The sequence below is a fragment of the Streptomyces sp. NPDC096013 genome, assembly GCF_044763565.1.
In the GTDB taxonomy this organism is placed as follows: domain Bacteria; phylum Actinomycetota; class Actinomycetes; order Streptomycetales; family Streptomycetaceae; genus Streptomyces.
In genome coordinates this window covers 1,196,223-1,221,103 of sequence record NZ_JBIWGK010000001.1, presented here as the reverse complement: position 1 = coordinate 1,221,103, position 24,881 = coordinate 1,196,223, and the positions used below count along the sequence as shown (strand labels likewise).

The following is a 24,881-nucleotide window of genomic DNA, read 5'->3' as shown; positions in this document are numbered from 1 at the left end:
TCCTATTTTTGCGAGTGAGCAGCCAGGCGCTTGATCTCCACCTCCTCGGCCTGGCGGTCGAAGGTGATGACGAAGTGGTCGAAGAAGCCGTTTTGACCAACAACGCCGTAGTCAGAGGACCGCTCCCGGAACGCCGCCCGGGTCTCGATGCGACTCCCCGCCCACCGTGATGGTGATGGGATGGAAGAAGACCGTCTCAACACCGCCCATGACGGTCACGATGTCGACGGCCTCACCGGCCTTGAGGTTGATGCCCAGGGCTATGGCGATCTCGATATCAAAAACGTTCAGGTCGACCCCGGAGTCCACCAGTGCCATGTACTCAAAAGCCCGCCGCTTCGTTGGGAGCATCAGCGGGATGATGGGGCGGGGTTCAGTCGCGCTACCCTAACGGGAATAACTGAATTTCATAGGCTAGCCGACGAGTAGCTTTAGCTCCATCGGCACCTTAGTCATTATGGGGCTCTCAAAGCCCAGGCGCTTGGCCTCGTCCATGGCTTCAGTCAGTGGGCCAGCCGACGCTATGACCGTCACCTGGTCTTGCTGCAAGGCAACCCACTGGCCCCGGTATTTCTGATAGAGCTTGCTCCAGTCTCGTGCTGCCATGGCGCTACTCCAGTTATTTATTAGGCTCATTATGACGTGTCGAGCCCGCAAGTCAAGATCAGACTATGAAGCATTATTGCGTTGGCTACTTAACCAACAATGTAACGATGGTGATACTGAAGCCAATCATCTGCATGCGGTTGCCCCATTTGAAATGTGGCAACGATCGATTACCCCATCGGTTCATTGCATCCACGACCGTTGAGTTTCCTACGAACATCAAGACCGTGCCAACCACCCCAAGGGTGATGGATGCCCCAGTGACATTGATAGCCACGCCAAAGACATCATGCACCACCCAGAGGAGGACCCTCCGATGTGGTGGTTGATTCTTAAGGTAGTGGGCACAGTCCTACAGGTTGCGGCCCTCCTGTTGCTTGGGGTTGCTCTCGGTAAGTTACCTGAGGGAATTCCTTTGCCAGGATGGCTCTCTACAGCCGCATGTCAGTCAGAAGGACCCGACTCCGCTCCTGGAGAAGCGCAATCGTCGTCGCCCGGTCCATCTCCTTCGGTTGACGCTTGGCTAGTGGTGTCGGTCCCGGACCCTGTTGGCGTGCCAGGTCTCTCGGTTGAGGAACGTCCATCGACATGGGCGGCTTCTTTCTCGATGTACTGCCTGAAGCTGTCGCGCAGGGTGCTACTGGCTGGCTTACCGGCCACGTACTGGGCCATGTCCTCGCGGAGCTGGGTGCGCTTCTCGGCGTTCATCTGCTCCATGGCTTCAATGGCTTTGATGAACCGCTCACGTCGCCACTCGTCTTGGAGGTAGCTGCCCCATAGGTCGTAGAGATCATCCCCTGGCAGCACGGCGCCCCCTCGCGCAAGACCGCATACGTGGTGCAAAAGCCACGAGCAGACCGATGCTACGGCTGGTCACCTGAGGGAGCCAATAGGCCAACCATGGCCGGATGTGCGCCGTTTGATGAAGCGCTCTCCACGCGGTCGAACCTCGCCGGATGATGCATCATCAGCCGCAGTCCACCAGGGCGAGCGTGCGTCAAGATCGCCCGAGCCGCACCAACGGGCCAACCGGCCCCGGATTGGGCTATCTTTGCAGGTCAGAGCACCTGCACGGGGCGGCCGTCCGGCGGTAGACTGGACGCGTCCGCACCACTTCCTGAAGTGATGTGCTGCCCGAACACCGCCCCGATGTTACGGGCGTTGCGTTCCCGCTCCTCGTACGGCACCACACCCGCGACCCGGGCCTCGCCCGAGGTGGGCCTCAGGATGCCGGTGAGGATCTTGATGGTGGTGGACTTGCCGGCGCCGTTCGGGCCGAGCAGGGCCAGGAGTTCACCCGGGGCGACGTCGAACGTCACGTCGGAGACGGCGTACTTGGGCACGCGCTCCGGGTTGACGAGGGAGCGCAGACCGCCGACCAGCCCCGGCCGCCGGACAGTTGTGTGGAAGGTACGGGAGAGCCCGCGCACCTCGATGCTGCTCGCGCTCACTGGATCAGCCTTCGGGTGAGCCGGAACAGTGCGTTCATGACACAGACCTCCTCGTCAGTCGGATCAGCCGGAGCGTCGCCAGCAGCGACGCGCCCGACAGCACGGTCAACAGCAAGGGCACCGCGTGGATACCGGAGGCCTCGATCCCGACACCGAGCAGCGGCGGAGCCGCCACCCCGCCGACGTTCGAGGCCGCGATCACCCACGCCCCCGCCCGCCTGGCCCCAGGGAGCGCCGAGTTGAGCCAGGCGAGGCCCGTCGGGAAGACAGGCGCGATGAACAGGCCGACACCGGCGTACGCCACCGGTGCCGCTCCTTCGGCCAGCGTCAGCAGCAGACACACCGTCATCCCCGTCGCGCACACCGCGAGAATCCGCTCGGGGGCGTGGCGCAGCGTGACCGGTACGACGAGGAAGCGGCCCGCCGTCATCATCAGCCAGTAGCCGGAGGTCGCCGACGCGGCCACGGTCGCGCTGTAGCCGACCGTCTCCAGATGCGTCGGCTCCCAGCCGCCGACGCCCGCCTCGACGGCCACGTTGAGGACGTAGAGGACGAGGAAGCCGACGAGGACCCGCGACACACCCGGCGCCCGCGGCTTCTCCGGCGCCGGCGCGGCGTCGGACACACGTGTCCGTACGCCCCGTGAGCCCGCGAACACCAGCACCGCCGCCGGCACCGCGCACGCGCCGAACGCGTACGGGTAGGCGTCCGGGCCCAACCAGGCGATGAGCGCCGGGCCGAGCACCGCGCCGATGCCGAAGTGGGCGTTGAGGACGTTCAGCATGGCGGTGGAGCGGTCGCCGAAGCCGATGGCGAAGAGCTGGTTGAGGCCGTAGTCGTTCCCGCCGAACCCGAGACCGGCGAGGAACGCGGCGGCCAGGGCGAGGGGCCAGTCCGGGGCGAGCGCGAAGCCCGCGCCGCCCACCGCCATCAGGGCGTAACCCCACGCCAGAAGCGCCCTGTTGCTGATCCGGGAGTGGATCGCGTTGAAGGCGAGGACACCGGCGACCCCGCCCGTGAAGTGCAGGCTCAGGCCGAGACCGGCACCGGCGGGGGAGAGGCCGAACTCGTGGCGCAGGCCCGGGACCGCGGGGCCGTAGAGGGCCTGGAGCATGCCGATGAGGATGAAGCCGGCGCAGGACGCGACCGCGGCCGACCGGGTGAAGAGCCGGTCGGCCGCGGGCGGGCTCGTGACCATGTCGGTCAACTGGTCTCCGGGGTTTCCGAGAACACGAAGGAGAACTCGGCCGGTCGGGCGTTCAGGAAGTACCGCGGGAGCGGGCCGGGGCCGCAGGACTGCGAGCCGATGCCGTGCTGGCCGTGGTCGAGGTTCACCCACACACCCGCGGAGTCGTTGTTGGACGCGGTGCCGGGGGTGAGGCCGGTGCGGTGGGTGGCCGCGTCCAGCTGCTCCGTCGTCCAGCGGCGGGCCGTCAACCAGAACTCCGGATCACCGTCGATCCGCAGCCCGCCCAGCTCCGCCCAACGGACGTCCGGGCGGGCGCCGTTCTCCTGCGGACGGAGGTAGGGGGTCTGGAGGTCGTCGACCGTGGACTCCCAACGGCCCAGTATCGAGGACGACTTGGTGTCCGGATATCCCTCGCCGGGACCGCCGCCGAACCAGCGCACCCGGTCGGCGCTCGCGTCGAGCCCGAACCGGATGCCCAGCCTCGGCAACGGGAAGGACCAGTCGCCCTCGGGCGCCACGGACACCGTCAGCCGCAGCCGCGTACCGTCCGAAGTCCAGCGGTACACCGTGGCGAGCCCGATCTCCCAGGCGGCGGGCGCCACCCGGGTGCGGACGGTCAGCGCGTCCTCGCTCAACTCCACCCCGTCCAGGCGGTGTCGCATCCGGTGCAGGCCGAACTTCCGCCAGAGCGGCCCGAATCGGGTGTCCGTCTGCCAGGACGCGCCGTCGTCGTTGTCGGTGGGCGCCCGCCATACGTCGAGACGCAGACCGGTGACGTCCACCGCGCCGATCGTCCTCAACTCGCCGGTGCGGGCGTCGAAGGCGGCCGGCCCGAGGGTGATCCGCCGCTCCCCGGACACGGGTCCGGCGAGAGCGGAGACGGACGGCGACGGCCGTGCCGTGACCGGGAACTGCCCCCAGCCGACGACATGACCGGCGGGGCCCCAGGCGGTGTCGGCCGCGAGCGACGCCCTTACGGTCCAGTGGGATTCGGCACCGTCGGACGCCGCGGGCGGCTCGGGCAGTTTGACGTCGGCGGACTCGCCGGGGGCGAGCGACGGCACGGTGAGGGTGCCCGACTCGACCGTCTCGCCGTCCACTTGGTACGACCAGGTGAAGGCCAGGGCGGAGAGGTCGGCGAAGTCGTAACCGTTGGTGACGCGTACGGTGCCGTCCGCGCCGTCGCCCGTGATCCGGACCGGCTCGATCACCTTCTTGTACTCGATCAGACCGGGGGAGGGCGTGCGGTCCGGGAAGATCAGGCCGTCGCAGACGAAGTTCCCGTCGTGCAGCTCCTCGCCGAAGTCACCGCCGTACGCGAAGCCGAAGCGCTCGTCCTCGATGCCGTGGTCGATCCACTCCCAGACGAAACCGCCCTGGAGCCGGTCGTACGACTCGAAGAGGCGCTGGTAGTCGGCGAGTCCGCCCGGGCCGTTGCCCATGGCGTGGGCGTACTCGCAGAGGATGAAGGGAAGTTGGCGCCGCTTCCGGGTGCCGCCGTCCAGGCCCCTGCCGATGCGTTCGACCTCGGCGTGGTCGGCGTACATCCGTGAATAGACGTCCGCGTCACGGCAGTCGATGTCGCCCTCGTAGTGCACGAGGCGGGAGCTGTCGCGGGCGTGGATCCACTCGGACATCGCCGTGAGACCGCGCCCGGTGCCGGCCTCGTTGCCCAGCGACCAGATGACGATCGACGGGTGGTTCTTGTCGCGCTCCACCATGCGGGCCGCGCGGTCCAGCAGGGCCGGGGTCCAGCGGTCGTCGTCAACGGGGTTGTCGCGCCAGGCCTGTTCGGTGAAACCGTGGGTCTCCAGGTCGCACTCGTCGATGACCCACAGGCCGTACTCGTCGCACAGGTCCAGGAAGTCGGGGTGCGGCGGGTAGTGCGAGGTGCGGACCGCGTTGATGTTGTGCCGCTTCATCAGCAGCACGTCCTCCCTCATGGTCTCCAGGTCCAGGGCGCGGCCCTTCTCCGGGTGCCACTCGTGGCGGTTGACGCCCTTGAAGAGGATCGCCCTGCCGTTGACCTTGATCAGGCCGTCGGAGAGTTCCACGGTCCGGAAGCCGATGCGGAGGGGGACGCGTTCGCCTTCCGTGGTCAGTAAACCGTCGTACAGATACGGCAGTTCGGCCGACCATGGCCGCACCGGCATGGTGACCGGCTCGCCCGTCGCGACATCGATGTCCAGGGCGGGCACGGTGACCCGGCCGTCGACGTCGGAGTCGACGCGAAGGGTGCCCGCGCCGCCGACGTGGTCGTAGGAGGCGTGCACGAAGAAGTCGAGGGCACTGCCCGGCGGGCGGTGCAGCAGGGTGACGTCACGGAAGATGCCGGGCAGCCACCACTGGTCCTGGTCCTCCAGGTAGGAGCCCGCGGACCACTGGTGGACGCGGACGGCCAGGACGTTGCCGGTGGGCTTCAGCAGGTGTCCGACCGCGAACTCGTGTGGCAGCCTCGACCCCTTGAACTCGCCGATGTCCGTGCCGTTCAGCCAGACCCGGGCGCAGGACTCGACGCCGTCGAAGCGCAGCACCGCCCCGCCGTCCGAGGGCCACTCGGACGGCAGGTCGAAGGTGCGGAGATGGTCGCCGGTCGGGTTCTCGGTCGGGACGCGGGGCGGGTCGACCGGGAAGGGGTAGAGGTGGTTGGTGTAGATGGGGGAGCCGTGCCCTTGCAGGACCCAGTGACCGGGGACCGTGACCTCGGCCCAGTCCCCGGCGTTGTAGCCCTCCCCGGCGAACGAGTCGTCCTCGGCGTCGGCCGTCGCCGACACACGCAGACGCCAACTGCCGTTCAGTGACAGTGACTTCGCGTCCAGGGACGCGTACCGGGCGCGGGGTGGGAGGGCTCCGCTGCCCGGGGAGACGTCTTCGAGATGGCCGGCGGCGGTGCTGGGAGTCATCGGTCTCCTGATCGTGAGAGGCGGGTGTGTCAGCCCTTGATGCCGGTCTGCGCGATCCCCTGGACCAGCCAGCGCTGGAGGAAGAGGAACACGAAGACGAGGGGCAGGATGGAAATCGCGGTGGCCATGAAGATCTGGTGGAACACGACGGTCTGGTTGGTCATGTACGAGGACAGTGCGACCTGGACGGTCCAGGCCCCCGGGTCCTGGCCGATGACCAGCGGCCACAGGAAGGCGTTCCAGCCGCTGATGAAGGTGATCGTGGCGATCGCGGCGAAGAAGTTCAGCGAGTTGGGCACCACGACCTTCCAGTACGCGCCCCAGTAGCCGAGTCCGTCCACCCGTGCCGCCTCCTCCAGCTCTTTCGGGAACCCCAGGAAGTACTGCCGGAAGAGGAAGCAGGTGAAACCACTGAACAGGCCGGGGATGATGAGACCCCGATAGGTATCGACCCAGCCGAGGGACGAGACGAGAACGAAGCTGGGCACGAAGGTGACGGCCGTGGGAACCATCAGGGTGCCCAGGACGAGATAGAAGATCTTGTTGGAGTGCTTGTACGGGATGCGGGCCAGGGCGTAGCCGGCCAGCGAGCAGATCAGCAGGATGCCCACGGTCATGGAGACGGCGACGACCAGTGAGTTCCACATCGACCGGGCGAAGTCCACCGAGGTGTCGTCGAAGAGGTCGCTGACGTTGCCCCACTGAAGATGCGTGGGGAAGAACTTCCAGTGTTCCCCGGTGATTTCGGCGTCCGTGGAGAGCGCGTTGCGGACCAGCAGGTAGAACGGGACGAGGAAGAGGAAGGCGGCGACGCCGGTCGCGAGGTACAGCCCCGTGTTGCCGAGGACGCCGTGCCGCTTCTTGCCGCGTGGTTTCCTCAACTGCGGTGCGGTGGTGGTCACTTGGCCTCCTCTCCCCGGCCGAAGCCCATGAGCTTTCCCTGGAACAGGGTGACGATGACGATCAGCACGGTCAGAATCACGGCCCCCGCGCTGCCCGCGCCGTAGTCCTGGTTCTCGCCGAGGGCCGTGTAGTACAGCTCGACGAGGGGCGGGCGGCCCCAGGTGGTCTTGGACAGGAGGTTGAAGAACTCGTCGAAGGCCTGGTAGGCGGCGATGAGCAGCAGGAGGATCACCGCGGTCGAGGTCGCCCGCAGCTGAGGCAGCGTGATGTGCCGGAAGGTCTGCCAGCCCGGCTTGGCTCCGTCGATCGCGGCGGCCTCGTACAGCTCCGCCGGGATGTTCTGGAGCGCGGCCAGGAAGAGGATCATGTAGAAGCCGGACTGAAGCCACAGGCGGGCGGTGACGATGACGAACCAGTACCAGGGCGGGCTGGGGTTGGACAGCCAGGCGATGTTGTCGACGCCGAACCAGCCGATGACCGTGTTCATCAGGCCGAAGCGGACGCCGCTGAAGATGGACATCTTCCAGATCAGCGCCGCCGCGACATAGCTGCACGCGGTCGGCAGGAAGAACACGGACCGGAAGAAGGCCCGCATGAACCTGAGCCGGTTCACCAGCAGGGCGAGGCCCAGGGACAGCGCCCAGGTGGTGGGCACGATGAACGCGGCGAAGACGGTGAACGTGCCGAGCGAGCCGACGAAGTCGGGGTTCGTCAGCATGTAGGTGTAGTTGTCGAAGCCGATGAACCTGCTCGGTGTGACGGTGAAGCGCGCCTCGAAGAAGCTGAGGTAGATGCTCCAGCCGATCGGGACGTAGACGAAGATCATCAGTCCGACGAGGAACGGGCCGATGAAGAGCCAGAAATTGAGGGTACGGCTGCCCCGCAGGCCCCGCCGCGGCTTGGCCGGGGTGGCCTTAGCCGGGGCGGGGCTCGCGAGGTCGCGTGTCGTGGTCGCCGACATGTCCGGTCCGCCCCGGCCTATCCGAACAGCTTCTTGAGCTCGCGATTCACGGCCGTGTCGGCCTTGTCGAGCGAGGCCTCCGGGTCACCGCCCTTGCGGACGGAGTTGGCGAAGACGTCCTCCAGTGCGGTGATCATCGCCTGGGTCCAGCCGATGTTGTCGAAGTGGCCGAACTCGTTGAAGAGCTTGACGCCCTCGGCGGCCAGACCGGACTTGAGCTTGGTGGCCTCGGCGGCGATCGACGCACGGGGCGGGATGTGGAAGCCGTAGGAGGTGGCCCAGTCCTCCTGGTCCTTCTTCTGGTCGATCCACAGCCACTTCACGTACTCCTTGGCCGCGTCGACGTTCGCGCCCTTGGCGTTGACGAACATCGACCAACCGCCGTTGTAGACCGACTGCTTGCCCGAGTCGATGGTCTTCGGGAACGGGAAGACCCCGATGTCGTCGCCGAGCGCCTTCTGGAACTGCGGCATCGCCCACATGCCGCAGAACTGGATGGCGCACAGGCCCTGGTTGAGGGCGGACGGGTCCCAGTAGTCCGTCGGGGCATCGAGCAGCAGGTCGCCGCTGGTGAACAGCTTGCGCATCTTCTTGATGCCCTCGACGACACCCGGCGTGTGGTAGGCGATCTCGTTCTTGTCGTTGAGGGTGTCGGCACCGGCTGACCAGATCATCGGGCTGATGACGGCGTGCAGGTCGTTGCCGAGATACAGGCCCTTGACCTTGCCCGTGGTGAGCTTCGCGGCGGCCTCGATCAACTCGTCGAGGGTCTCCGGAACCTTCACGCCGGCCTTCTTGAACAGGGAGGGCCGGTAGAAGAAGAACTGCGGGTCGTCGATCATCCGGACGCCGTAGATCTTCCCGTCCACCGTGTGCGAGGCGATGTCGGCCGGGTTGAAGTCGGACTTGACCGGATCGATGATGTCGCTCAGGTCGGCCACCTGACCGCTCTTCACCATCTGGATCTGCGGGTGGAACTCGAAGAGGTCGGGGGCGTGCTTGGTGAGCAGCGTGGCGAAGAGCTTGCTCTCGTAGTCGCTGCTGGTGATCCACTGAGTGGTCACGTTCGCCCCGGAGTACGCCTTGGCGTAGCGCTTGATGGCCTGTTCCGTCCCGGCCTCGCCGTACGCGTGGAACATCTGGGTGAGCTGCTTGCCCGAACCACCGCTGGCGCCCCGCCCGTTGTTGCTGCCGCAAGCGGCCAGCGTCCCCGCGGCCGCCATCCCTGCGGCCGCCCGGAATATCGATCGGCGGGACCAGTTGCTGTTGCTCTGTGCCGACATGGTGACGTCCTTGTCTCTCGCGCGGCTGCGGCTCCACGGCTCCGCGGCACGTGGCCCGAATCGAGGTGCGGTGCGGGACGTTAACCTTCGCCTAAGCCTTCGGCAAGGGGTTGGACGAAGTCTGTGCGAAGCGTTGTGCGGCGTTCGGAATACCGGACGTGACGAAGGCGCGGGTCGCCGCGGAGGCGACCAGCACCCCGTATTCAGATGGTCAATACACCTTTGACCAGGCCTCGTTGGCCCCGCCGTTGCAGCTGTAGAGGATCACCCTGCTGCCGTCGGCGGTCGCCTGCCCGCTCACGTCGAGGCACTTCCCGGACGCCTCGCTGAGGATCTGGCCGTTGGCGTTCAGCAGCCAGCGCTGGTCCGGCGCGCCGGTGAAGCCGGCCGTGGTCGTCAGCCCCGAACTCCCGGCCGTCAGATAGCCGTTGGCGGTGCGCAGGCCGCCCTTCGCGTCATACGACCACCTCTGCTCGGCTCCGCCGGTGCAGGTGGCGAGCGCGGCTCCCGAGGCGTCGGCGGTCAGGCACTTGCCGGACTGGTTGCCCCGGAGGGCGCCGGTGATCGCCGAACTCCCCTGTCCCTTCTGGCCCTTGCCGCTCTTCCGGTCGAAGACGTATGTCGTGATCGAGCGGGGCGCGAGCGACGCGGACACCGTGGAGCCGCTCACGGCCGGCGTGGCAGCCTTCGCCCAGTTCTCCGTGGCCGACGTCCGCACGGCCTGTGCCGCGCGCAGCGGTGTCCCGCTGTTGAAGTGCAGGTTCAGTGAAGTGGCCGTCGTGTTCTGGTTGTTGACGACGACGACCCACGTGCCGTGCCGGTCGTAGGAGCTGACCTCGACGCCGCTCGGCGCGCCCGTCACGTTGTGCGCGACCGAGCCCGGGGTGACGAACTTGCTGTACTGGCCGAGTGCGTAGTACCGCTTGGTGAAGTACAGGGTCTGGTTGCCGTTCGTCGCGTAGTCGGGGTCGTAGTAGATCAGCCCGTCGTTCCAGCCGGTGTCGTTGCGCGCGGTCGGGTCCGTGCCGTAGCCGCTGGCGAGGGCCACCCACCACTGGAACGCCGAGTCGTGCGAGGTCGCGAAGTCCTTGTAGATGATGCGGGACATCAGCAGGGCGTTGTCGATGGTCGGGTCGTACTCCTGGTTCCAGCCCGTGGTGCCCTTGCCGAAGCAGCAGATCTCGGTGGCCCAGGAGTCCTTGCCGACCGTCTTCGCGGTCTCGTAGACGTTGCCCAACTGGCCGTCGTTCGGGTTGTTGTACGTGTGGTGCGCGAGCTTGGAGACGTACTGCGCGGTGTCCGGCTGGGAGATCCACTGCGGGACCTCGGTGGAGAAGCCGACCGTGCTGCTCGACTCGTCGGCGATGATCGAGGTCCTCTGGTGCCGGGCCCGCTGCTCGGCGCCCAACGCCCGGACGATGTCGTCGCGTTGGTCGACGGTGACCTGCATGCCCTCCTGGCCGCAGTCGCCGAAATCGTTGTTCGGCTCGTTGAAGGGGCTGATGTAGTCGAATCTCGCGCCCTGCCGCGCGAAGTGGGCGGTGACGTCGGCGATGTACCGCGCGTAGTCGCCCTCGTTCTCCGGCTTCAACCGGCCGCCGCAGCTCTGCCCGTTGGTCGTCCACTGTGCGGGCGCGCTGTTGACGAAGCCGATCAGGTCCCGCACGCCGTACTTCGCGGCGTACGTGAGGAAGGTCCGGCCGCCCTTGTCCCTGCTCCAGTCGTACGAGCCGTCGGAGTTGAGGAAGTCCTGTGCGGCGCGGGCCGGGGTGGTGACCGCGGTGCCGCCACCGCCGATGTTGTAGCGGTACGAGCTGAGGTTCAACCCCTGTGCCGAGAACAGGAGTTGGGCCACCTTGGCCTGGGCGGCGGGGGTGAAGTGCTGGAGGTCGTTGACCCACCAGGCGCCGGACGCGCCGATGTCGTCGATGGTCTGGGCCGCGTGCGGGGAGACCTCGGCCGGTGAGGCGCCGTCGGCGGTCGCGGGCGGGGCGGAGAGCAGGGCGCCGGTGACAGCGAGCGCGGCTGCCGCCGTCACGAGGACCGTTCTCCTCGGGTGGGGGTGGGTCATGTGCATCCCTTCCGTCGTCATGAAGGTGGTGCGGTACGGCTCCTTGCTGAGGTGGTGCGCTTGCCCGGCTGTGCTTTTTCTGCGAGGGCGCCCAAGTCGGTGTCGAGCGCACGGCCTTGCTCAGCCCTTCTGGCCTCCACGCACTCGCGCCCTCGACGCCGAGGCGCCCCGCTGCCCGACCGACTGGAGTGCCCCTTCCAGCGCGAACGTCGCAGCGCCCAGGCACGCCGGGTCGGTGAGGATGGGGGAGAGGACGATCTGCGTGGCGGCGAACGGCCGTCTGAGCGCGTGCCGTTGGACGGCCTCGCGCACCTCGTGCAGCAGCGGTTCGCCGAGCGTGCGGGCGACCCAGCTGCTGAGCACGACGACTTCGGGGTTGAGGATGTTGACCAGGTTGGCGATGCCCGCGCCGACGTAACGGGCCGTCTCCCGCACGACGTCGAGAGCCACGGGGTCGTTCGCGCGCACGCCGCCGGCCAGCGCGTTGATGGTGGCCGTCTGGTCCTCGGGGTGAAGCAGCGGGCTGCGCGGGCTCAACTCCCGCAGGTTCAGCATGATTCCGGGCGCCCCGACGTACGCCTCCACGCAGCCGTGGTTGCCGCAGCGGCACAGCCGGCCGTCCAGGACGAGCGTCGTATGGCCCCACTCGCCCGCGCTGTTGCTCACGCCCCGGTACAGCGCCCCGCCGAGCGCGAGGCCCGCGCCGACGCCGGTGCCGAGGTTGACCACCACCGCGTCCCCGCGTCCGCGCGCCGCCCCGAACCACATCTCGGCGACCGCGCAGGCGCGCAGCGGGTTGTCCAGGTACAGTGGGTAGGCGATGACCTCGGACAGCAGGTCGAGCAACGGCACGTCGTGCCAGTCCCAGTTGGGCGCGTACTCCGAGACACCGGTCGCGCGGTCCACCTGCCCCGGCACGCTCACCCCGACCCCGAGCACCCGCGCGCCCTCGACGCCGGCCTGCGCGACCACCGAGCCGACGGCGGCGGCCACATGGCTCACCACCTGCTCCGGCAGGCTCTCACCGGGACGCATGTCCTCGTCGGCGCGGGCCAGGACGTTCAGCGCCAGGTCGAAGAGCTCGACATGGACGTACGTCTCCGCGATGTCGACGCCGATCAGCGCGCCCCCCGACGCGTTGACCGCCACGAGCCCCCGGGGGCGGCCCCCTGCCGAGTCCTCGAAACCGACCTCCGTGATCATACGGAGGTCGAGCAGCTCCCCGACGAGCGTGGCCACCGTGGCCAGGCTCAGCCCGGTGGCGGCCGCCAACTCCTGCCGGGACGTGGGCGATTCGGCGATGATCTGGCGCAGCACCTCGTAACGGTTCGCGGTTCGGATGTCACGTGATGTGCGCTTCACCGAAGTGACCGCCATCCCTCCCCCTCGCATCATGCCGAGGCACGACGGCACCGGCGCGCGGCAAGGCTATGGCGCGGGAGCGGCGTTCGACAAGGGGTTAGGAAAGGGGCTGTACAAAGTCGGCTCCTACCGGGCGGCCGCTCGGTCGCGCAGCCGGTCGCCGCCCGGTCACCCGCTCAGTCGCCGAGTACGTCTCGGACGAAGGCGTTGGCGAACTTGCCCTCCGGGTCGAGGCCCCGTGCCAGCGCCGCGAAGTCCCCGAGCCGCGGATAGCGCCCGCGCAGCACCTCCGCCGGGGTCGTGAACACCTTGCCCCAGTGCGGCCGTGCGTCGAACGGGTCGAGCGCCTCCTCCAGGCGCCGCACCACGGGCAGGACCGCCTCCGTGTCCTCGATCCAGGTGAAGTGCAGGGCGACCGTGTCCCGGCCGTACGAGGGGCTCAGCCACTGCGCGTCGGCGGCGACCGTCCGCACCTCGCAGGTCTGAAGCACGCTGGAGACCGTCTCCCGGATGCCGTCGACCGCGGCCAGCGCCTCGACCGCCGTGGAACGCGGCAGCAGGTACTCCGACTGAAGCTCCGACCCGCTGCTCGGCGTGAACTCCGCCCGGAAATGCGGGAGTCGCTCGTGCCACGGCCCAGGCACCCCGAACTGCTCGGTGGTGTTGACCGCGGGCATCCCCGGCACCGGGTGCAGCGCCACCGTCGCGGGCGCGGCCCACGGGAAGTCGGCCCGCGGCTGGTCGGTGCGCCGCTTCAGCCACACCTGCCGGAAGCCCGGCGCCCGCCAGTCGGTGAACAGACTCACGCTGTACGCCGACGCGGCCACCGTCTCGAAGTCCAGCCCGGCGAGCGGCAGTTCGGTGAAGACATACTGCTCGACCTCGAAGGCGGGCTCCAGGTCGAGGGTGAGGAAGGTGACGACACCGAGCGCGCCCAGGGAGGTCACGGCACCCTCGAAGCGGTCGTCGCCGCGCGCGATGGTGACCGTGGAGCCGTCCGCCGTGACGATCTCGACCTCGCGCACGGCCGACGCGAGCGAGCCGTTGCCGACGCCGGAGCCATGGGTGCCGGTGGCCACCGAGCCGGCCACCGAAATGTGCGGCAGGGACGCCATGTTGGGCAGCGCGAGCCCCTGCGCGTCCACCCGGCGGGCCAGCTCCGCGTACCGGACGCCGCCCGAGACCCGTACCGTGCGGGCCGTCGTGTCGATGTCGAACTCGGGCGGCAGCACGGCGGTCGACAGCAGGGTGCCGTCGGGGCCCGGCTCGGCGATGTCGTTGAAGGAGTGGCCGCTGCCCAGCACCCGGACCCGCGCGCTCTCGGCCACGAGGGTCCTGAGGGCGTCGAGTGAGCGCGGGCGGTGGAGTTCCTTCGCCGCGTAGGTGATGTTGCCGGCCCAGTTGGTGACCGTCTCCGTCATGCCTGCCGTCCCTCCGGGAGCGTGCGTTCGCGTGTTCTGCCCCAGGGGTCGGTGCGCCACAGCCGGGCGTGGATCAGCCCGACGAGGAGGACTCCTGCTGCTGCCGCAGCATAAGTCGGCAGCCGATGAGCCTGCGTATCGGTGTGGTGCCGGCAGGCGGCGAGGGCGGTGAAGACGTCGTGCTTGTCCGCGAAGCGCTGGTACGCAAAGCATGTCAGCACCGTCTTTGCTTCGGATTTAGTCGTACAGATGCGATGCAACCGCTGTATTCAATTGAACTATGGCAATTGATCTACGACATCGGTAGTCTCCGGCGATATGACCGATCGCCTCCCGCAGACCGACCGCACCCGCCATCGCCGCCTCGCCGACCAGGGCAGCCTGGACCGTGCCGACCTGGACGCGATCCTGGACGCGGGGTTCGTCTGTCACCTGGGGGTCGTGATCGAGGGGCGGCCGGTCGTCGTACCCACGGTGTACGGGAGGCACGGGCGGGAGCTGTACTTCCACGGGTCCGTCGCGAGTCGTAGCCTCGCGGGCGGCACCCCCGTGTGCGTCACCGTCACGCACGTCGACGGGCTGGTGCTGGCCCGGTCGGTCTTCGAGCACGGGGTCAACTACCGCAGCGCGATGATCCACGGGGTGCCCCGCAAGGTCACCGACCCGGACGAGAAGCTGGCCGGGCTGCGGCGCCTGACCGAACACGCGACGCCGGGGCAGTGGTCGTACGCCAGACAGCCGAGCCGCAAGGAACTCGCGGCCACCGCGCTGCTCGCCCTCTCCCTCGACGAGGCCTCCGTCAAGATCCGCGCCGGTGCGCCCGACGACGGGGACGGGCCGGACGCGGAACTGGGGCTGTGGGCGGGCACGCTCCCGCTCACCCCGGTCTGGGGCGCACCCGTGCCGGACCCCGCACTCCCTCCCGGCATCCCGACACCCGAACACATCGCCCGCAGAGCGGCAACAGAACAGACCTGACCGGACAACGACCCCGTCGGATCGGTGGCGCTCCAGTGCCGCTGCGAGCGGTGCCGTCAGGGGCTGCCGCCCAATCCTGCCCACCGCATGCCCTCAGCTGCGCACCGCTGCCGCCACGGGGCTGCCGCCCCGACCCCGACCCACCCCCATGCCCTCAGGGGCGCGGGGAACTGCGCGCCCAGCCACAACGCACCGGCACTCGGCACACAACCCCAGCCCCCACCCACACACACCCGCACCCCGCAGACACCCGCACCCCGCAGACACCCCGAGCCTCACCCCCGTCCCACCCCGCCCCACCCAAACCGCCCCACACCGCCCCCCGAGAGCACCGCACAACCGCCGGGGGCATACCGTGAGGAGTCGTACGCCTAGCCAGGAGGAGATACGGGATGGGCAGCCGCACCGCGCTGGTCGAGGATCTGATGGAGCGCTTTCCGCATGTGCCGCGGGAGGCCGTCTTCAAGGAGGACCTGCTCCGCGGGGGTGTCGCCTTCGACCCGTCCGCGCTCAGCGACAACGAGGGCGGTGAGGTCAAGCCGAAGTCGTACTTCATCTTCTCCTTCGACCACGGCACCCTGCCCGAGCTCGGCGAGGCCGCACTGCGCCGCCCCCCGGAGGAGATCATCCTCACCGGAGGCCCGTACGACCTGCGGCGGACCGTCGTCTCCGTGCGGGTGAACCCGACCTCGCCGTACCGCGTGGCCGCCGACGACGACGGGGTCCTCGGGCTGTACCTCGACGGCAAGCGGATCGCGGACGTCGGGGTGCCGCCGATGCCGGAGTACTACCGGCACAAGCTCGCCAACGGGAAGTCCGTCATGGAGGTCGCCCCGACCATCCAGTGGGGCTACCTGATCTACCTGACGGTCTTCCGGGTCTGCCAGTACTTCGGCGCCAAGGAGGAGTGCCAGTACTGCGACATCAACCACAACTGGCGCCAGCACAAGGCGGCGGGCCGCCCGTACACCGGGGTCAAGGACGTCGAGGAGGTACTCGAGGCCCTGGAGATCATCGACCGGTACGACACCGCGAAGGTGTCCACCGCCTACACCCTCACCGGCGGCGCGATCACCAAGACGGTCGCCGGGCGCGACGAGGCCGACTTCTACGGCCACTACGCCAAGGCCATCGAGGAGCGCTTCCCCGGCCGCTGGATCGGCAAGGTCGTCGCGCAGGCGCTGCCGAAGGACGACGTGCAGCGCTTCAAGGACTACGGCGTGCAGATCTACCACCCCAACTACGAGGTGTGGGACGAGTATCTGTTCAAGCTGCACTGCCCGGGCAAGGAGCGGTACGTCGGCCGCGACGAGTGGCACAAGCGGATTCTCGACTCCGCGGAGATCTTCGGCGCACGCAATGTGATCCCCAACTTCGTGGCCGGCGTGGAGATGGCGGAGCCGTTCGGCTTCAAGACCGTCGACGAGGCGATCGCGTCGACGACCGAGGGACTGCGCTTCTTCATGTCGCAGGGCATCACGCCCCGCTTCACGACCTGGTGCCCCGAGCCCACCACCCCGCTGGGCAAGGCGAATCCGCAGGGTGCGCCGCTGGAGTACCACATCCGGCTGCTGGAGGCGTACCGCGCCACGATGGAGGACTTCGGACTCAAGTCCCCGCCCGGATACGGCGAACCGGGCCCCGGTCGCGCCGTCTTCTCCGTCAGTTCCTTCATGGACAGTCTCCCCGCCGAGGAGCCCGCGCCTTTGTAAGGTAACGGTGTGGCCAACTCCTGCGACGGGTGAGCCGGGAGGGGCCCGGACACGTACAACTGCACAGAGGCGACGGACAGTCACCGTAATTGAATACGCGGCTTGTCAGTTGTGTCGGATGCGTGAAAGGCTCTGGCCCTGTCACGAGGCAGCCCCCCTCCAACTCGCTTACTGTCACAGCTGGTTGGCCGTCATTCGTGGATGCAGGAGACCCATGCCCGACCTGCCGACTCCTCAGGACGCCGCTGAGGCAGCACTGTTCACCGAGTGCTGGGACGCCGTGCTGTCCTACGCCGATCTGTGCACGTCCGGAGCCGACTCGGCCACCGAGCTGGCCGGGGAGGCGTTCGCCCTCGGCATCCAGGAGGCCCGGTCCGTCGGGTCCGGCCTGATGCGCGGGCCGGCCCGTCGGGTGCTGCCGGTGATACCGCTGCTGCTGACCGCCGTACGCACCACGGCGGCGGCGTGGGAGCTGGCCGGGCGCGGGCACCGGCTCGACCCGGACCTGCGGCTGTGGCTCAACTCCGAGAAGGCGGCCCGCTATCACGGCATGCCGTTGCAGCGCCCGATCGCCCTGCGCGGACTGCGGGACCTCCAGGAGGCGGACGCGGCGCTGCTGTGGCTGGCCGAGGTGGAGGCCCTGCCGCTGCCCGTCGTGGCCCGCCGCCTCGGCCTCGACCCGACGGCCGTCTCCACCGAACTCGCCCAGGTACGGGCCCTGTTCAGGGACCGCTGCCACCGCAGCCACCTCGACACACCGATGGACGCGGAGTGCCGCAGCTACGCGCGGCTGCTGGACGCGGTGACCCGTTCGCCCGCCGCCGACACCCCCGAGGACCTCTCCCGGCACCTCGCCACCTGCGTGCAGTGCGCGGAGGCCGCCGCCTGTCTGCGCCTCGCGGGCGGCGGACTGCCCGCGGCCCTCGCGAGCGGCGTCATCGGCTGGGGCGGGCTCGCCTATCTGGAGCGCCGCCGCCGGGCCGCCGAGGTACGGCTGGGCGCGGGGCGTCCCGTGGCCGAACTGGAGGCGGGCGAACCGAAGGAGGGCGCGAGCAAGGCGCGCCTGGTGCGCAACGGACTGCTCGCCGCGGCGGTGCTGCTGTCCCTGGTGGCGCTCGGCGTCTCGATGATGCCGATGGGCGGCTCCGCCCACGACAACGCGGCCCGTGACGACGCCGACCGTCAGCCGGTGGCCAACCCCGGCTCCACCCGGTCGTCCGTCGGCGCCCATCCCTCGGGCACGTCCTCGGTGTCTCCCCGGCCCACGGTGAGCAGCACGGCGACCGATGCCGGGGACAAGAACCCCGACACGGAACCTCAGGGCACCGCCTCGACGGCGGCGGGCAACTCGGCGGACCCCACGAGGAGTTCGGGCTCCGGCTCGGGCACGGCCGCGTCGGCGGGCTGCGACGCCACCTACGACCTCGTCAACCAGTGGCCCGACGGATTCCAGGCCACCGTCACCGTCACCACCACCAAGGCGCTCGACAATTGGCGCCTCGCCTGGTCCTACCGCGACGGCCAGCAGGTCACCCAGATGTGGGACGCGAGCGTCGCCCAGGACGGCTCCCGGGTCACCGCCACCGCCGCCGACTACAACAAGCACGTCGCCGCGGACGGCAGCTTCACCTTCGGCCTCCTCGGCACCTGGAACAACAGCAAGAACTCGGCGCCGTACGGCTTCACACTCAACGGCGCGTCCTGCAAGTAGCCCCGGCCCGTCTCGCCGATGAGTCCGGCGATCACCTCGCGGCTCAGGGTCTGGTACCAGTCCGTGCGCGGGGACACGACATGGGCTCCGCCCGCGCTGAGGAGACGGCTTCAGCCGGGCCTGCCGGGCGGGGTCCAGGAGGAACAGGGAGACCCGGTCGTCGCCGCGCGGATTGCCGGTGGAGATGTACTGCCGGTTGCCCCGGACGTCGGCGAAGGCCAGGGTGTCGCGTCGAGCACGTGCAGGAACCCGGGCGGTCCGCCCCGGAACCGCATGCACGGCCAGCCGGTCTCGCCGACCGTGGCCGGCATGAACCCGTCGAGAGCCGCAGCCTCGGACCATGTGGTGTCGGCGTCGTAGCCGACTGGGAGAGACGGTTGGTGTGCCGTAATTCGCTGGCACCGCGGCCCGTGTGTCTTCTAGGCTTGATGCTGTTGGAGCGGCAACCGTGCGTTGCCGCCGGTGACTTGGCTTGTCCTGTGGGAGGTGTGACCGATGGCTGTACCTGAGATGGGCTCTGCCCGCATCCGGAAGTTCATCAAGTCCACTCCCGTGGCCTCCGGCTGACCTCTTTCCTTCTCCCGCGTCTGTGCGCGCGGTGCCGGGGCCACCCTTGTGAAGGGTCACCCCTTGTCTTTCTCTTCTCTCCCGGGTTCGCTCTCGTCGTCTTCCGCTTCCGTGCATCCGCTCCAGCCGTACGGCTGGGACGCGGACTGGGAGGCCGAGTTCGCCCCATTCGCCGAGCAGGGGCTCCTGCCCGGCCGTGTCGTCCGGGTCGACCGGGGCCAGTGCGACGTCGTCACCGCCGACGGCACCCTGCGCGCCGACACCGCGTTCGTCACCCCGAACGACCCGCTGCGCGTCGTCTGCACCGGCGACTGGGTCGCCGTCGACCCCGACGGCAGCACCCCGCGCTACGTACGGACGTATCTGCCCCGCCGTACCGCCTTCGTGCGCTCCACCTCCTCCAAGCGGTCCGAGGGGCAGATCCTCGCGGCCAACGTCGACCACGCGATCGTCGCGGTGCCGCTGACCGGGGATCTCGACCTCGGCCGTATCGAACGGTTCCTCGCGCTCGCCTGGGAGTCCGGTGCCCGGCCCCTGGTCGTGCTGACCAAGGCCGACCTCGTGCCGGACCCGGTGACCTTGTCGTATCTCGTCCAGGACGTGGAGACGGCCGCGCCGGGTGTGCCGGTGCTGGCCGTGAGCGCCGCCACCGGGGAGGGCACCGACGTGCTGGCCGCGGTTGCCGCCGGGGGTACGTCCGTGCTGCTCGGACAGTCCGGCGCGGGCAAGTCGACGCTCGCGAACGCGCTGCTGGGCGAGGACGTGATGGACGTCCAGGTAACGCGTGACGTCGACGGCAAGGGCCGCCATACGACCACCACGCGCAACCTCCTCGCCCTGCCCGGCGGTGGGGTCCTGATCGACACCCCCGGATTGCGCGGGGTCGGCCTGTGGGACGCGCAGACCGGCGTCGGCCAGGTGTTCGCCGAGATCGCGGAACTGGCGTCCCGGTGCCGCTTCCACGACTGCGCCCACACCGCCGAACCGGGCTGCGCCGTCCTCGCCGCCGTCGACTCCGGCACCCTCCCCGAACGCCGCCTCGACAGCTACCGCAAGCTCATGCGCGAGAACCAGTGGATCGTCGCCAAGACGGACGCCCGCATGCGAGCCGAACTCCGCCGCGACTGGAAACGCAAGGGAGCGGAGGGCAAGGCGGCGATGGAGGCGAAGCGCGGGCGCTGGGTGTAGGGGGCGGGCGTACGGTCCCGGCCGCTCGTCGGCGGGCGGGTGCCCTGGCGCCCCGGTGCCCCCGTGCCCTGGGTGTCCGGTCCGGCTCCGCGCGGTCGGCCGCGCCCGGGATCTCGGCGCCCGCCTGGGCTTCCCGGCACCCGCCCCCACCACCACGTCCGATTTCCGCCAGCCCCACCCCCGGGGATGGCGGAGACTGGACACCGTGATGGACGAGGAGACCAGGTACGAAGCCGTGCGGAGCCGGGATGCCCGGTTCGACGGGGAGTTCTTTTTCGCGGTGGTCACGACGGGGATCTACTGCCGGCCCAGCTGCCCGGCGGTGACGCCGAAGCGGCGGAACGTGCGCTTCTTCGCGACCGCCGCCGCCGCGCAGGGCTCGGGGTTCCGGGCCTGCCGGCGGTGCCGGCCGGACGCCGTGCCGGGGTCGGCCGAGTGGAACGCGCGCGCGGACGTCGTGGGCCGCGCCATGCGGCTGATCGGCGACGGCGTCGTGGACCGCGAGGGCGTCGCCGGGCTCGCCGTACGGCTGGGATACAGCGCACGGCAGGTCCAGCGGCAGCTCACCGCCGAACTCGGCGCCGGGCCCGTCGCCCTCGCCCGGGCCCAGCGCGCGCACACCGCACGCGTGCTCGTGCAGACCACCGACCTGCCGATCACCGACGTCGCCTTCGCGGCCGGGTTCGCCAGCGTGCGCCAGTTCAACGACACCATCCGCGCCGTGTACGCGTCGACCCCGACCGAGCTGCGGACCACCAGGGCGCCGCACGTGTCCAGGGCGACGGCCGGCGGCCCCTCCGCCGGAATCCCGCTGCGGCTCGCCCACCGCGGCCCCTACCAGTCCGCCGCCGTCTTCGACCTGCTCGCCCGCGAGGCCGTCCCCGGCGTGGAGGAGATCACCGGCAGCCCCGGCCGCCGTACCTACCGCCGCACCCTCCGTCTCCCCTGCGGCACCGGAATCGTCGCCGTCGACGAACGCCCCGGCGTCCTCAAGGCCGCGTCCCTCGCCCACCCCGGCGGCTGGCTCGACGCCCGGCTGCACCTCACCGACCACCGGGATCTGACCACCGCCGTCCAGCGGCTACGGCGGCTCTTCGACCTCGACGCCGACCCGTACGCCGTCGACGAACGGCTCGGCGAGGACCCCCTGCTCGCCCCGCTGGTCGCCGCCCGCCCCGGCCTGCGCTCACCGGGCACCGCCGACCCGGAGGAACTCGCCGTACGGGCACTGGTCGGCCGGGTGGAGGCCGAGCGGCTGGTGCTGCGGTACGGCAAGACGCTCGACGCCCCGTCCGGCGGCCTCACCCATCTCTTCCCCGAGCCGTCCGCCCTGGTGGAGGCCGCACCCGGCGAACCCCTGTCCGCCCTCGCCACCGCCCTGGCCGACGGCACCGTACGGCTCGACGCCGGTGTCGACCGGGACGACGCCCAGGCCGCCCTGCTCGCGCTGCCCGGCATGGACGCCGCCACCGTCGCCGTCATCCGCACCCGCGCCCTCGGCGACCCCGACGTGGCACCGCCCGGCACCGACACCCCGGACGCCTGGCGTCCCTGGCGTTCCTACGCCGTCCAGCACCTGAAGCACGCGCGGCACGAACGGCACGCGGAACACGTACAAGGACAACACCTGCGCACGGCAGGGGAGTTGGAGCACCGATGACCGGCCCCACGACCGATCCGACCGCCGTCCGCTGGACGAGTTTCGACAGCCCCCTCGGTCAACTCCTGCTCACCGCCGACGAGTTCGGCGCCCTCACTTCCCTCTCCGTCCCCGGCCAGAAGGGCGGCCGCAGCGTCCGGCCCGAGTGGCGGCAGGACCCCGGTCCCTTCCGTGCCGCCGGCGATCAGCTCGCCGCCTACTTCGCCGGTGAACTCAAGGAATTCCAGCTGGAGTTCCGTACCACCGGCACCGAATTCCGCGAACGCGTGTGGAACGCCCTGGACTCCGTGCCGTACGGCGCGACGACCACGTACGGCGCGATCGCCGCGCGGATCGGCGCACCCCGGGCCGCCGTGCGGGCCGTGGGCGGGGCGATCGGCGCCAACCCGTTGCTGGTCGTCCGCCCCTGCCACCGCGTGATCGGCGCCGACGGAACACTGACCGGCTACGCGGGCGGCCTCGACCGCAAGGTCCGACTCCTCACCCTGGAGAACGTACTGGGGTGAGTCAGCCTGCGGTCTCCAGGCCCCAGCTGTGGATTCGCCGGGGGTGGATGCGGATCACCTCTTCGCTCATGTGCGGCCCCAACTCATGCGGTCCGACGAGGAGTTCGGCCTCACCCCGGATGTCGATGCCCCGTACCCTCCAGGGGCTGACACTGACGATGTCGTCCACGACCAGCGCCACCTTCGGGTTCTTCCGCAGGTTGCGCCACTTCTTCGTCGTGCCCATCGCATAGCCGCCGACCAGGATCGTCCCGTCGGCCTGCGGGAAGAAGCCGACGGGGTTCGCCTGCGGCTGGCCCTGGGGGTCGACGGTGGCCAGTCGGCCCAGCCGCTGCGAGGTGAGGTACGCGCGTTCGGCCTCGGTGAATTCGGTCATGCCCGCAGCCAAACACGCCCGCCCGCCCCGCGCATCGGCCTCCGGTCCCGGCCGCCGTCCGCGGTCCGTCCTACGCCGGACAGGGGACGCGGCGCCCGGCACCGGTGATGCGCCGCCGTCCACCCGTCCCCGCATGCCACGGTCGCCTTCGTCGTGGCTGGTGGGAGAGGTGGAACGCACATGGTCGGGGCCGGACGGGTCGTCGCAGGACTGCTGGTGCTCGGGCTGGGAGCGGCAGTCGGCACCGCGGGGACGGTGGAGACCGCCGGCGCGGCGACTCCCCCAGCCTCCGCGCCCACGGCATCGGCTCCCCGAGCCGCCGCTCCGCACACCGCCGCTCTCACAACGGATGCCTCCGAAGCCTCCGCTCCTGAAGCCTCCGCTTCTGACGCCTCCGGTCCCGGAGCCCCGGCCCGCGACCCCTTCGGCACCTGGACCGGCACCTGGGAAGCCGCCCCCTCCGGAACCGTCCCGGCCCACCCCGGCGCCTCCTTCCGCAACGTCGTGCACGTCAGTGTCGGCGGCGGCGCCACCCGCGTGCGGCTCACCAACCGGCTGGGTACCGCGCCCCTCCGGCTCGACGCGGTGACCGTCGCGCTGCGGGAGTCGGGAGCGGACGCCGTGCCCGGCTCGATGCGGACCGTCACCTTCGCCGGTGCCACGGCGGTCACGATCCCGACGGGCGAGGACCTGGTCAGCGACCCCGTCCCGCTCGCCGTGCCCGACGGGGCGGACCTCCTGGTCACCGTCCACACACCGGGCGACTCCGGCCCCGCGACCTACCACCGCGCCGCCGGACAGACCAACTACCGTGCCCCGCAAGGGAATCGGACCGCCGAGGAGGATGGCTCCGCGTACACGGCGACCACCACCTCCTGGTACTACGTCACCGGCGTCGACGTCCTCGACGCGCGGGCGGCCGGCAGTGTCGTGGCCCTCGGCGACTCCCTCACCGACGGCAACGGCTCCACCCCCGACGCCAACCACCGCTGGCCCGACCGCCTCGCCGCCCGCCTCGCCACCCTGCCGTCGTACCGCCGCCTCGGTGTCCTCAACGCCGGTATCTCCGGCAACCGGCTGCTGCGCGACGACGTGGGCCCGAGCGCTCTCTCCCGCCTCGACGCGGACGCCCTCTCCCGGTCGGGCGCACGGGTGCTGATCGTCCTCGAGGGCATCAACGACATCAAAGGCAACCCGAACGCCACCGACCCCGGCGCCTTCGAGGCCGCGTACCGCACCCTCGTGGCCCGCGCCCACGCGCGCGGCATCCGCGTCATCGGCGCGACCCTCACGCCGTACGGCGGCGCGGGTGCCTTCACGGCCGCGCGGGAGGCCGTACGGCAGAAGGTCAACACGTTCATCCGGGGCGGCGGGCCCTTCGACGGGATCGTCGACTTCGACGCCGCCGTCCGCGACCCGGCCCGGCCGCAGCGGATTCTGCCCGGCTACGACTCCGGCGACCACCTGCACTTCAACGACGCGGGCATGCGGGCCCTCGCCGACGCGGTCGACCTCACCGCCCTCGGCTGAGGGGCCCGGCTCAGCCCCAGATCACCGCGCCCACCCACGCGCCCATGATCAGCAGGCAGGTGAACAGCTCGGTCAGCACGCTGGAGCCGCCCGAGCGCATCGCCGTACGCAGGGCGGCCATCGCCTCGCCGTGGCGGCCCAGGCGCAGACGTTCGTGGAGGTAGATCCCGGCCATGAAACCGGGGATCGCGCCGAGCACGGGGATCAGCACGAAGCCGAGCAGCGCGCCGACCCCGGCGTACACGCCCATCCGGGGGGTCGCCCCGCTCGTGCGCAGCCGGCGCGGCGGCAGGACCCAGCGGACCACCTGGGAGAGGAAGAGGACGACGGTCGCGCCGACGAGAACGCCCCAGGCGACCGGCTGCGGGTCCTTCAGCGCCCACCACAGGACCGCGGCCCACACCAGCCACGATCCCGGCACTCCGGGCACCAGGACTCCGCACAGGCCGAGCAGGATGACGACGCCGACCAGGAGGAGTTCAGCCACTCCCATCCCTCCAGCG

21 protein-coding genes and 1 pseudogene are annotated in these 24,881 nt (G+C 69.8%); 7 read left to right on the top strand and 15 right to left on the bottom strand.

Annotation, left to right across the window (positions count from 1 at the left end; genetic code table 11):
• Positions 1–111 precede the first annotated feature (111 nt).
• The 13 genes and pseudogenes from ACIRB1_RS05300 to ACIRB1_RS05240 form a co-directional block, all read right to left on the bottom strand.
• Complete coding sequence (locus ACIRB1_RS05300; RefSeq protein WP_403464619.1) at positions 112–351, bottom strand: hypothetical protein; 240 nt, start codon at positions 349–351, stop codon at positions 112–114.
• Between the two features lie 63 nt (positions 352–414).
• The gene (locus tag ACIRB1_RS05295) at positions 415–606 is read right to left on the bottom strand and encodes a DUF5678 domain-containing protein (protein WP_352177725.1); all 192 of its coding nucleotides are present in this window, start codon (positions 604–606) and stop codon (positions 415–417) included.
• 444 nt (positions 607–1,050) lie between these two features.
• Positions 1,051–1,413 (bottom strand): hypothetical protein, encoded by a 363-nt coding sequence (locus tag ACIRB1_RS05290; protein WP_352177724.1) that lies wholly within the window; start codon positions 1,411–1,413, stop codon positions 1,051–1,053.
• Positions 1,414–1,736: 323 nt separating this feature from the next.
• Positions 1,737–2,057: pseudogene (locus ACIRB1_RS05285) on the bottom strand (ATP-binding cassette domain-containing protein); the annotation flags it as partial.
• 34 nt (positions 2,058–2,091) lie between these two features.
• On the bottom strand, positions 2,092–3,255 hold the full coding sequence (locus ACIRB1_RS05280) for an MFS transporter (RefSeq protein WP_403464907.1): 1,164 nt from the start codon (positions 3,253–3,255) through the stop codon (positions 2,092–2,094).
• A 5-nt stretch (positions 3,256–3,260) separates the two neighbouring features.
• Positions 3,261–6,149: a glycoside hydrolase family 2 TIM barrel-domain containing protein gene (locus ACIRB1_RS05275; RefSeq protein ID WP_403464618.1), complete on the bottom strand. Its 2,889-nt coding sequence runs from the start codon at positions 6,147–6,149 to the stop codon at positions 3,261–3,263.
• Positions 6,150–6,178: 29 nt separating this feature from the next.
• Positions 6,179–7,051: a carbohydrate ABC transporter permease gene (locus tag ACIRB1_RS05270; protein WP_352177722.1), complete on the bottom strand. Its 873-nt coding sequence runs from the start codon at positions 7,049–7,051 to the stop codon at positions 6,179–6,181.
• Positions 7,048–8,013, bottom strand: coding sequence for a sugar ABC transporter permease (locus ACIRB1_RS05265; RefSeq protein ID WP_352177721.1), 966 nt, complete (start codon positions 8,011–8,013; stop codon positions 7,048–7,050). The genes ACIRB1_RS05270 and ACIRB1_RS05265 overlap by 4 nt, the downstream gene beginning before the upstream one ends.
• A gap of 17 nt (positions 8,014–8,030) precedes the next feature.
• Positions 8,031–9,296, bottom strand: coding sequence for an ABC transporter substrate-binding protein (locus ACIRB1_RS05260; RefSeq protein ID WP_403464617.1), 1,266 nt, complete (start codon positions 9,294–9,296; stop codon positions 8,031–8,033).
• Positions 9,297–9,507: 211 nt separating this feature from the next.
• On the bottom strand, positions 9,508–11,373 hold the full coding sequence (locus tag ACIRB1_RS05255; RefSeq protein WP_352178268.1) for a glycoside hydrolase: 1,866 nt from the start codon (positions 11,371–11,373) through the stop codon (positions 9,508–9,510).
• A 114-nt stretch (positions 11,374–11,487) separates the two neighbouring features.
• Positions 11,488–12,744, bottom strand: coding sequence for an ROK family transcriptional regulator (locus ACIRB1_RS05250; RefSeq protein WP_352177719.1), 1,257 nt, complete (start codon positions 12,742–12,744; stop codon positions 11,488–11,490).
• A 161-nt stretch (positions 12,745–12,905) separates the two neighbouring features.
• A complete protein-coding gene (locus ACIRB1_RS05245; protein ID WP_352177718.1) occupies positions 12,906–14,150 on the bottom strand; it encodes a D-arabinono-1,4-lactone oxidase in 1,245 nt (414 codons plus the stop codon).
• Positions 14,147–14,371, bottom strand: a complete 225-nt coding sequence (locus tag ACIRB1_RS05240; protein ID WP_403464616.1) for a hypothetical protein — start codon at positions 14,369–14,371, stop codon at positions 14,147–14,149. Before ACIRB1_RS05240 ends, ACIRB1_RS05245 begins: the two co-directional genes overlap by 4 nt.
• 97 nt (positions 14,372–14,468) lie before the next feature.
• On the opposite strand from ACIRB1_RS05240, the gene ACIRB1_RS05235 reads away from it, so the two are divergent.
• The 6 genes from ACIRB1_RS05235 to ACIRB1_RS05210 all read left to right on the top strand — a co-directional run bounded on the left by ACIRB1_RS05235 (position 14,469) and on the right by ACIRB1_RS05210 (position 22,472).
• Positions 14,469–15,128 carry a pyridoxamine 5'-phosphate oxidase family protein gene (locus tag ACIRB1_RS05235; RefSeq protein ID WP_352177716.1) on the top strand — a complete coding sequence of 220 codons (660 nt, stop codon included), beginning with the start codon at positions 14,469–14,471 and terminating at the stop codon, positions 15,126–15,128.
• A 392-nt stretch (positions 15,129–15,520) separates the two neighbouring features.
• Positions 15,521–16,840, top strand: coding sequence for a radical SAM protein (locus tag ACIRB1_RS05230; RefSeq protein ID WP_352177715.1), 1,320 nt, complete (start codon positions 15,521–15,523; stop codon positions 16,838–16,840).
• A gap of 214 nt (positions 16,841–17,054) precedes the next feature.
• A complete protein-coding gene (locus ACIRB1_RS05225) occupies positions 17,055–18,551 on the top strand; it encodes a cellulose binding domain-containing protein (protein WP_403464615.1) in 1,497 nt (498 codons plus the stop codon).
• Between the two features lie 630 nt (positions 18,552–19,181).
• Positions 19,182–20,306, top strand: coding sequence for a ribosome small subunit-dependent GTPase A (gene rsgA / locus ACIRB1_RS05220; RefSeq protein ID WP_403464614.1), 1,125 nt, complete (start codon positions 19,182–19,184; stop codon positions 20,304–20,306).
• Between the two features lie 208 nt (positions 20,307–20,514).
• The gene (locus ACIRB1_RS05215; RefSeq protein ID WP_403464906.1) at positions 20,515–21,966 is read left to right on the top strand and encodes a DNA-3-methyladenine glycosylase 2 family protein; all 1,452 of its coding nucleotides are present in this window, start codon (positions 20,515–20,517) and stop codon (positions 21,964–21,966) included.
• Positions 21,963–22,472 (top strand): methylated-DNA--[protein]-cysteine S-methyltransferase, encoded by a 510-nt coding sequence (locus ACIRB1_RS05210; protein ID WP_352177711.1) that lies wholly within the window; start codon positions 21,963–21,965, stop codon positions 22,470–22,472. The genes ACIRB1_RS05215 and ACIRB1_RS05210 overlap by 4 nt, the downstream gene beginning before the upstream one ends.
• Before the next feature lies 1 nt (position 22,473).
• Here ACIRB1_RS05210 and ACIRB1_RS05205 read toward each other — a convergent pair whose 3' ends face one another.
• Positions 22,474–22,848, bottom strand: a complete 375-nt coding sequence (locus ACIRB1_RS05205; protein ID WP_352177710.1) for a PPOX class F420-dependent oxidoreductase — start codon at positions 22,846–22,848, stop codon at positions 22,474–22,476.
• Between the two features lie 180 nt (positions 22,849–23,028).
• Here ACIRB1_RS05205 and ACIRB1_RS05200 point away from each other — a divergent pair, with 180 nt between their 5' ends.
• Positions 23,029–24,378 carry a GDSL-type esterase/lipase family protein gene (locus tag ACIRB1_RS05200; RefSeq protein ID WP_352177709.1) on the top strand — a complete coding sequence of 450 codons (1,350 nt, stop codon included), beginning with the start codon at positions 23,029–23,031 and terminating at the stop codon, positions 24,376–24,378.
• Between the two features lie 10 nt (positions 24,379–24,388).
• Here ACIRB1_RS05200 and ACIRB1_RS05195 read toward each other — a convergent pair whose 3' ends face one another.
• Positions 24,389–24,871, bottom strand: coding sequence for a DUF456 domain-containing protein (locus ACIRB1_RS05195; RefSeq protein WP_352177708.1), 483 nt, complete (start codon positions 24,869–24,871; stop codon positions 24,389–24,391).
• Between the last annotated feature and the right edge of the window lie 10 nt (positions 24,872–24,881).

Bases quoted from the DNA above. Each gene is read 5' to 3' on its own strand.
- ACIRB1_RS05200 (WP_352177709.1), top strand. From the start codon at position 23,029: ATGGTCGGGGCCGGACGGGTCGTCGCAGGACTGCTGGTGCTCGGGCTG.
- ACIRB1_RS05295 (WP_352177725.1), bottom strand. From the start codon at position 606: ATGGCAGCACGAGACTGGAGCAAGCTCTATCAGAAATACCGGGGCCAG.
- ACIRB1_RS05280 (WP_403464907.1), bottom strand. From the start codon at position 3,255: ATGGTCACGAGCCCGCCCGCGGCCGACCGGCTCTTCACCCGGTCGGCC.
- ACIRB1_RS05255 (WP_352178268.1), bottom strand. From the start codon at position 11,373: ATGCACATGACCCACCCCCACCCGAGGAGAACGGTCCTCGTGACGGCG.
- ACIRB1_RS05260 (WP_403464617.1), bottom strand. From the start codon at position 9,296: ATGTCGGCACAGAGCAACAGCAACTGGTCCCGCCGATCGATATTCCGG.
- ACIRB1_RS05195 (WP_352177708.1), bottom strand. From the start codon at position 24,871: ATGGGAGTGGCTGAACTCCTCCTGGTCGGCGTCGTCATCCTGCTCGGC.
- ACIRB1_RS05225 (WP_403464615.1), top strand. From the start codon at position 17,055: ATGCCCGACCTGCCGACTCCTCAGGACGCCGCTGAGGCAGCACTGTTC.
- ACIRB1_RS05265 (WP_352177721.1), bottom strand. From the start codon at position 8,013: ATGTCGGCGACCACGACACGCGACCTCGCGAGCCCCGCCCCGGCTAAG.
- ACIRB1_RS05250 (WP_352177719.1), bottom strand. From the start codon at position 12,744: ATGGCGGTCACTTCGGTGAAGCGCACATCACGTGACATCCGAACCGCG.
- ACIRB1_RS05230 (WP_352177715.1), top strand. From the start codon at position 15,521: ATGGGCAGCCGCACCGCGCTGGTCGAGGATCTGATGGAGCGCTTTCCG.
- ACIRB1_RS05245 (WP_352177718.1), bottom strand. From the start codon at position 14,150: ATGACGGAGACGGTCACCAACTGGGCCGGCAACATCACCTACGCGGCG.
- ACIRB1_RS05235 (WP_352177716.1), top strand. From the start codon at position 14,469: ATGACCGATCGCCTCCCGCAGACCGACCGCACCCGCCATCGCCGCCTC.
- ACIRB1_RS05275 (WP_403464618.1), bottom strand. From the start codon at position 6,149: ATGACTCCCAGCACCGCCGCCGGCCATCTCGAAGACGTCTCCCCGGGC.
- ACIRB1_RS05215 (WP_403464906.1), top strand. From the start codon at position 20,515: ATGGACGAGGAGACCAGGTACGAAGCCGTGCGGAGCCGGGATGCCCGG.
- ACIRB1_RS05300 (WP_403464619.1), bottom strand. From the start codon at position 351: ATGCTCCCAACGAAGCGGCGGGCTTTTGAGTACATGGCACTGGTGGAC.
- ACIRB1_RS05205 (WP_352177710.1), bottom strand. From the start codon at position 22,848: ATGACCGAATTCACCGAGGCCGAACGCGCGTACCTCACCTCGCAGCGG.
- ACIRB1_RS05210 (WP_352177711.1), top strand. From the start codon at position 21,963: ATGACCGGCCCCACGACCGATCCGACCGCCGTCCGCTGGACGAGTTTC.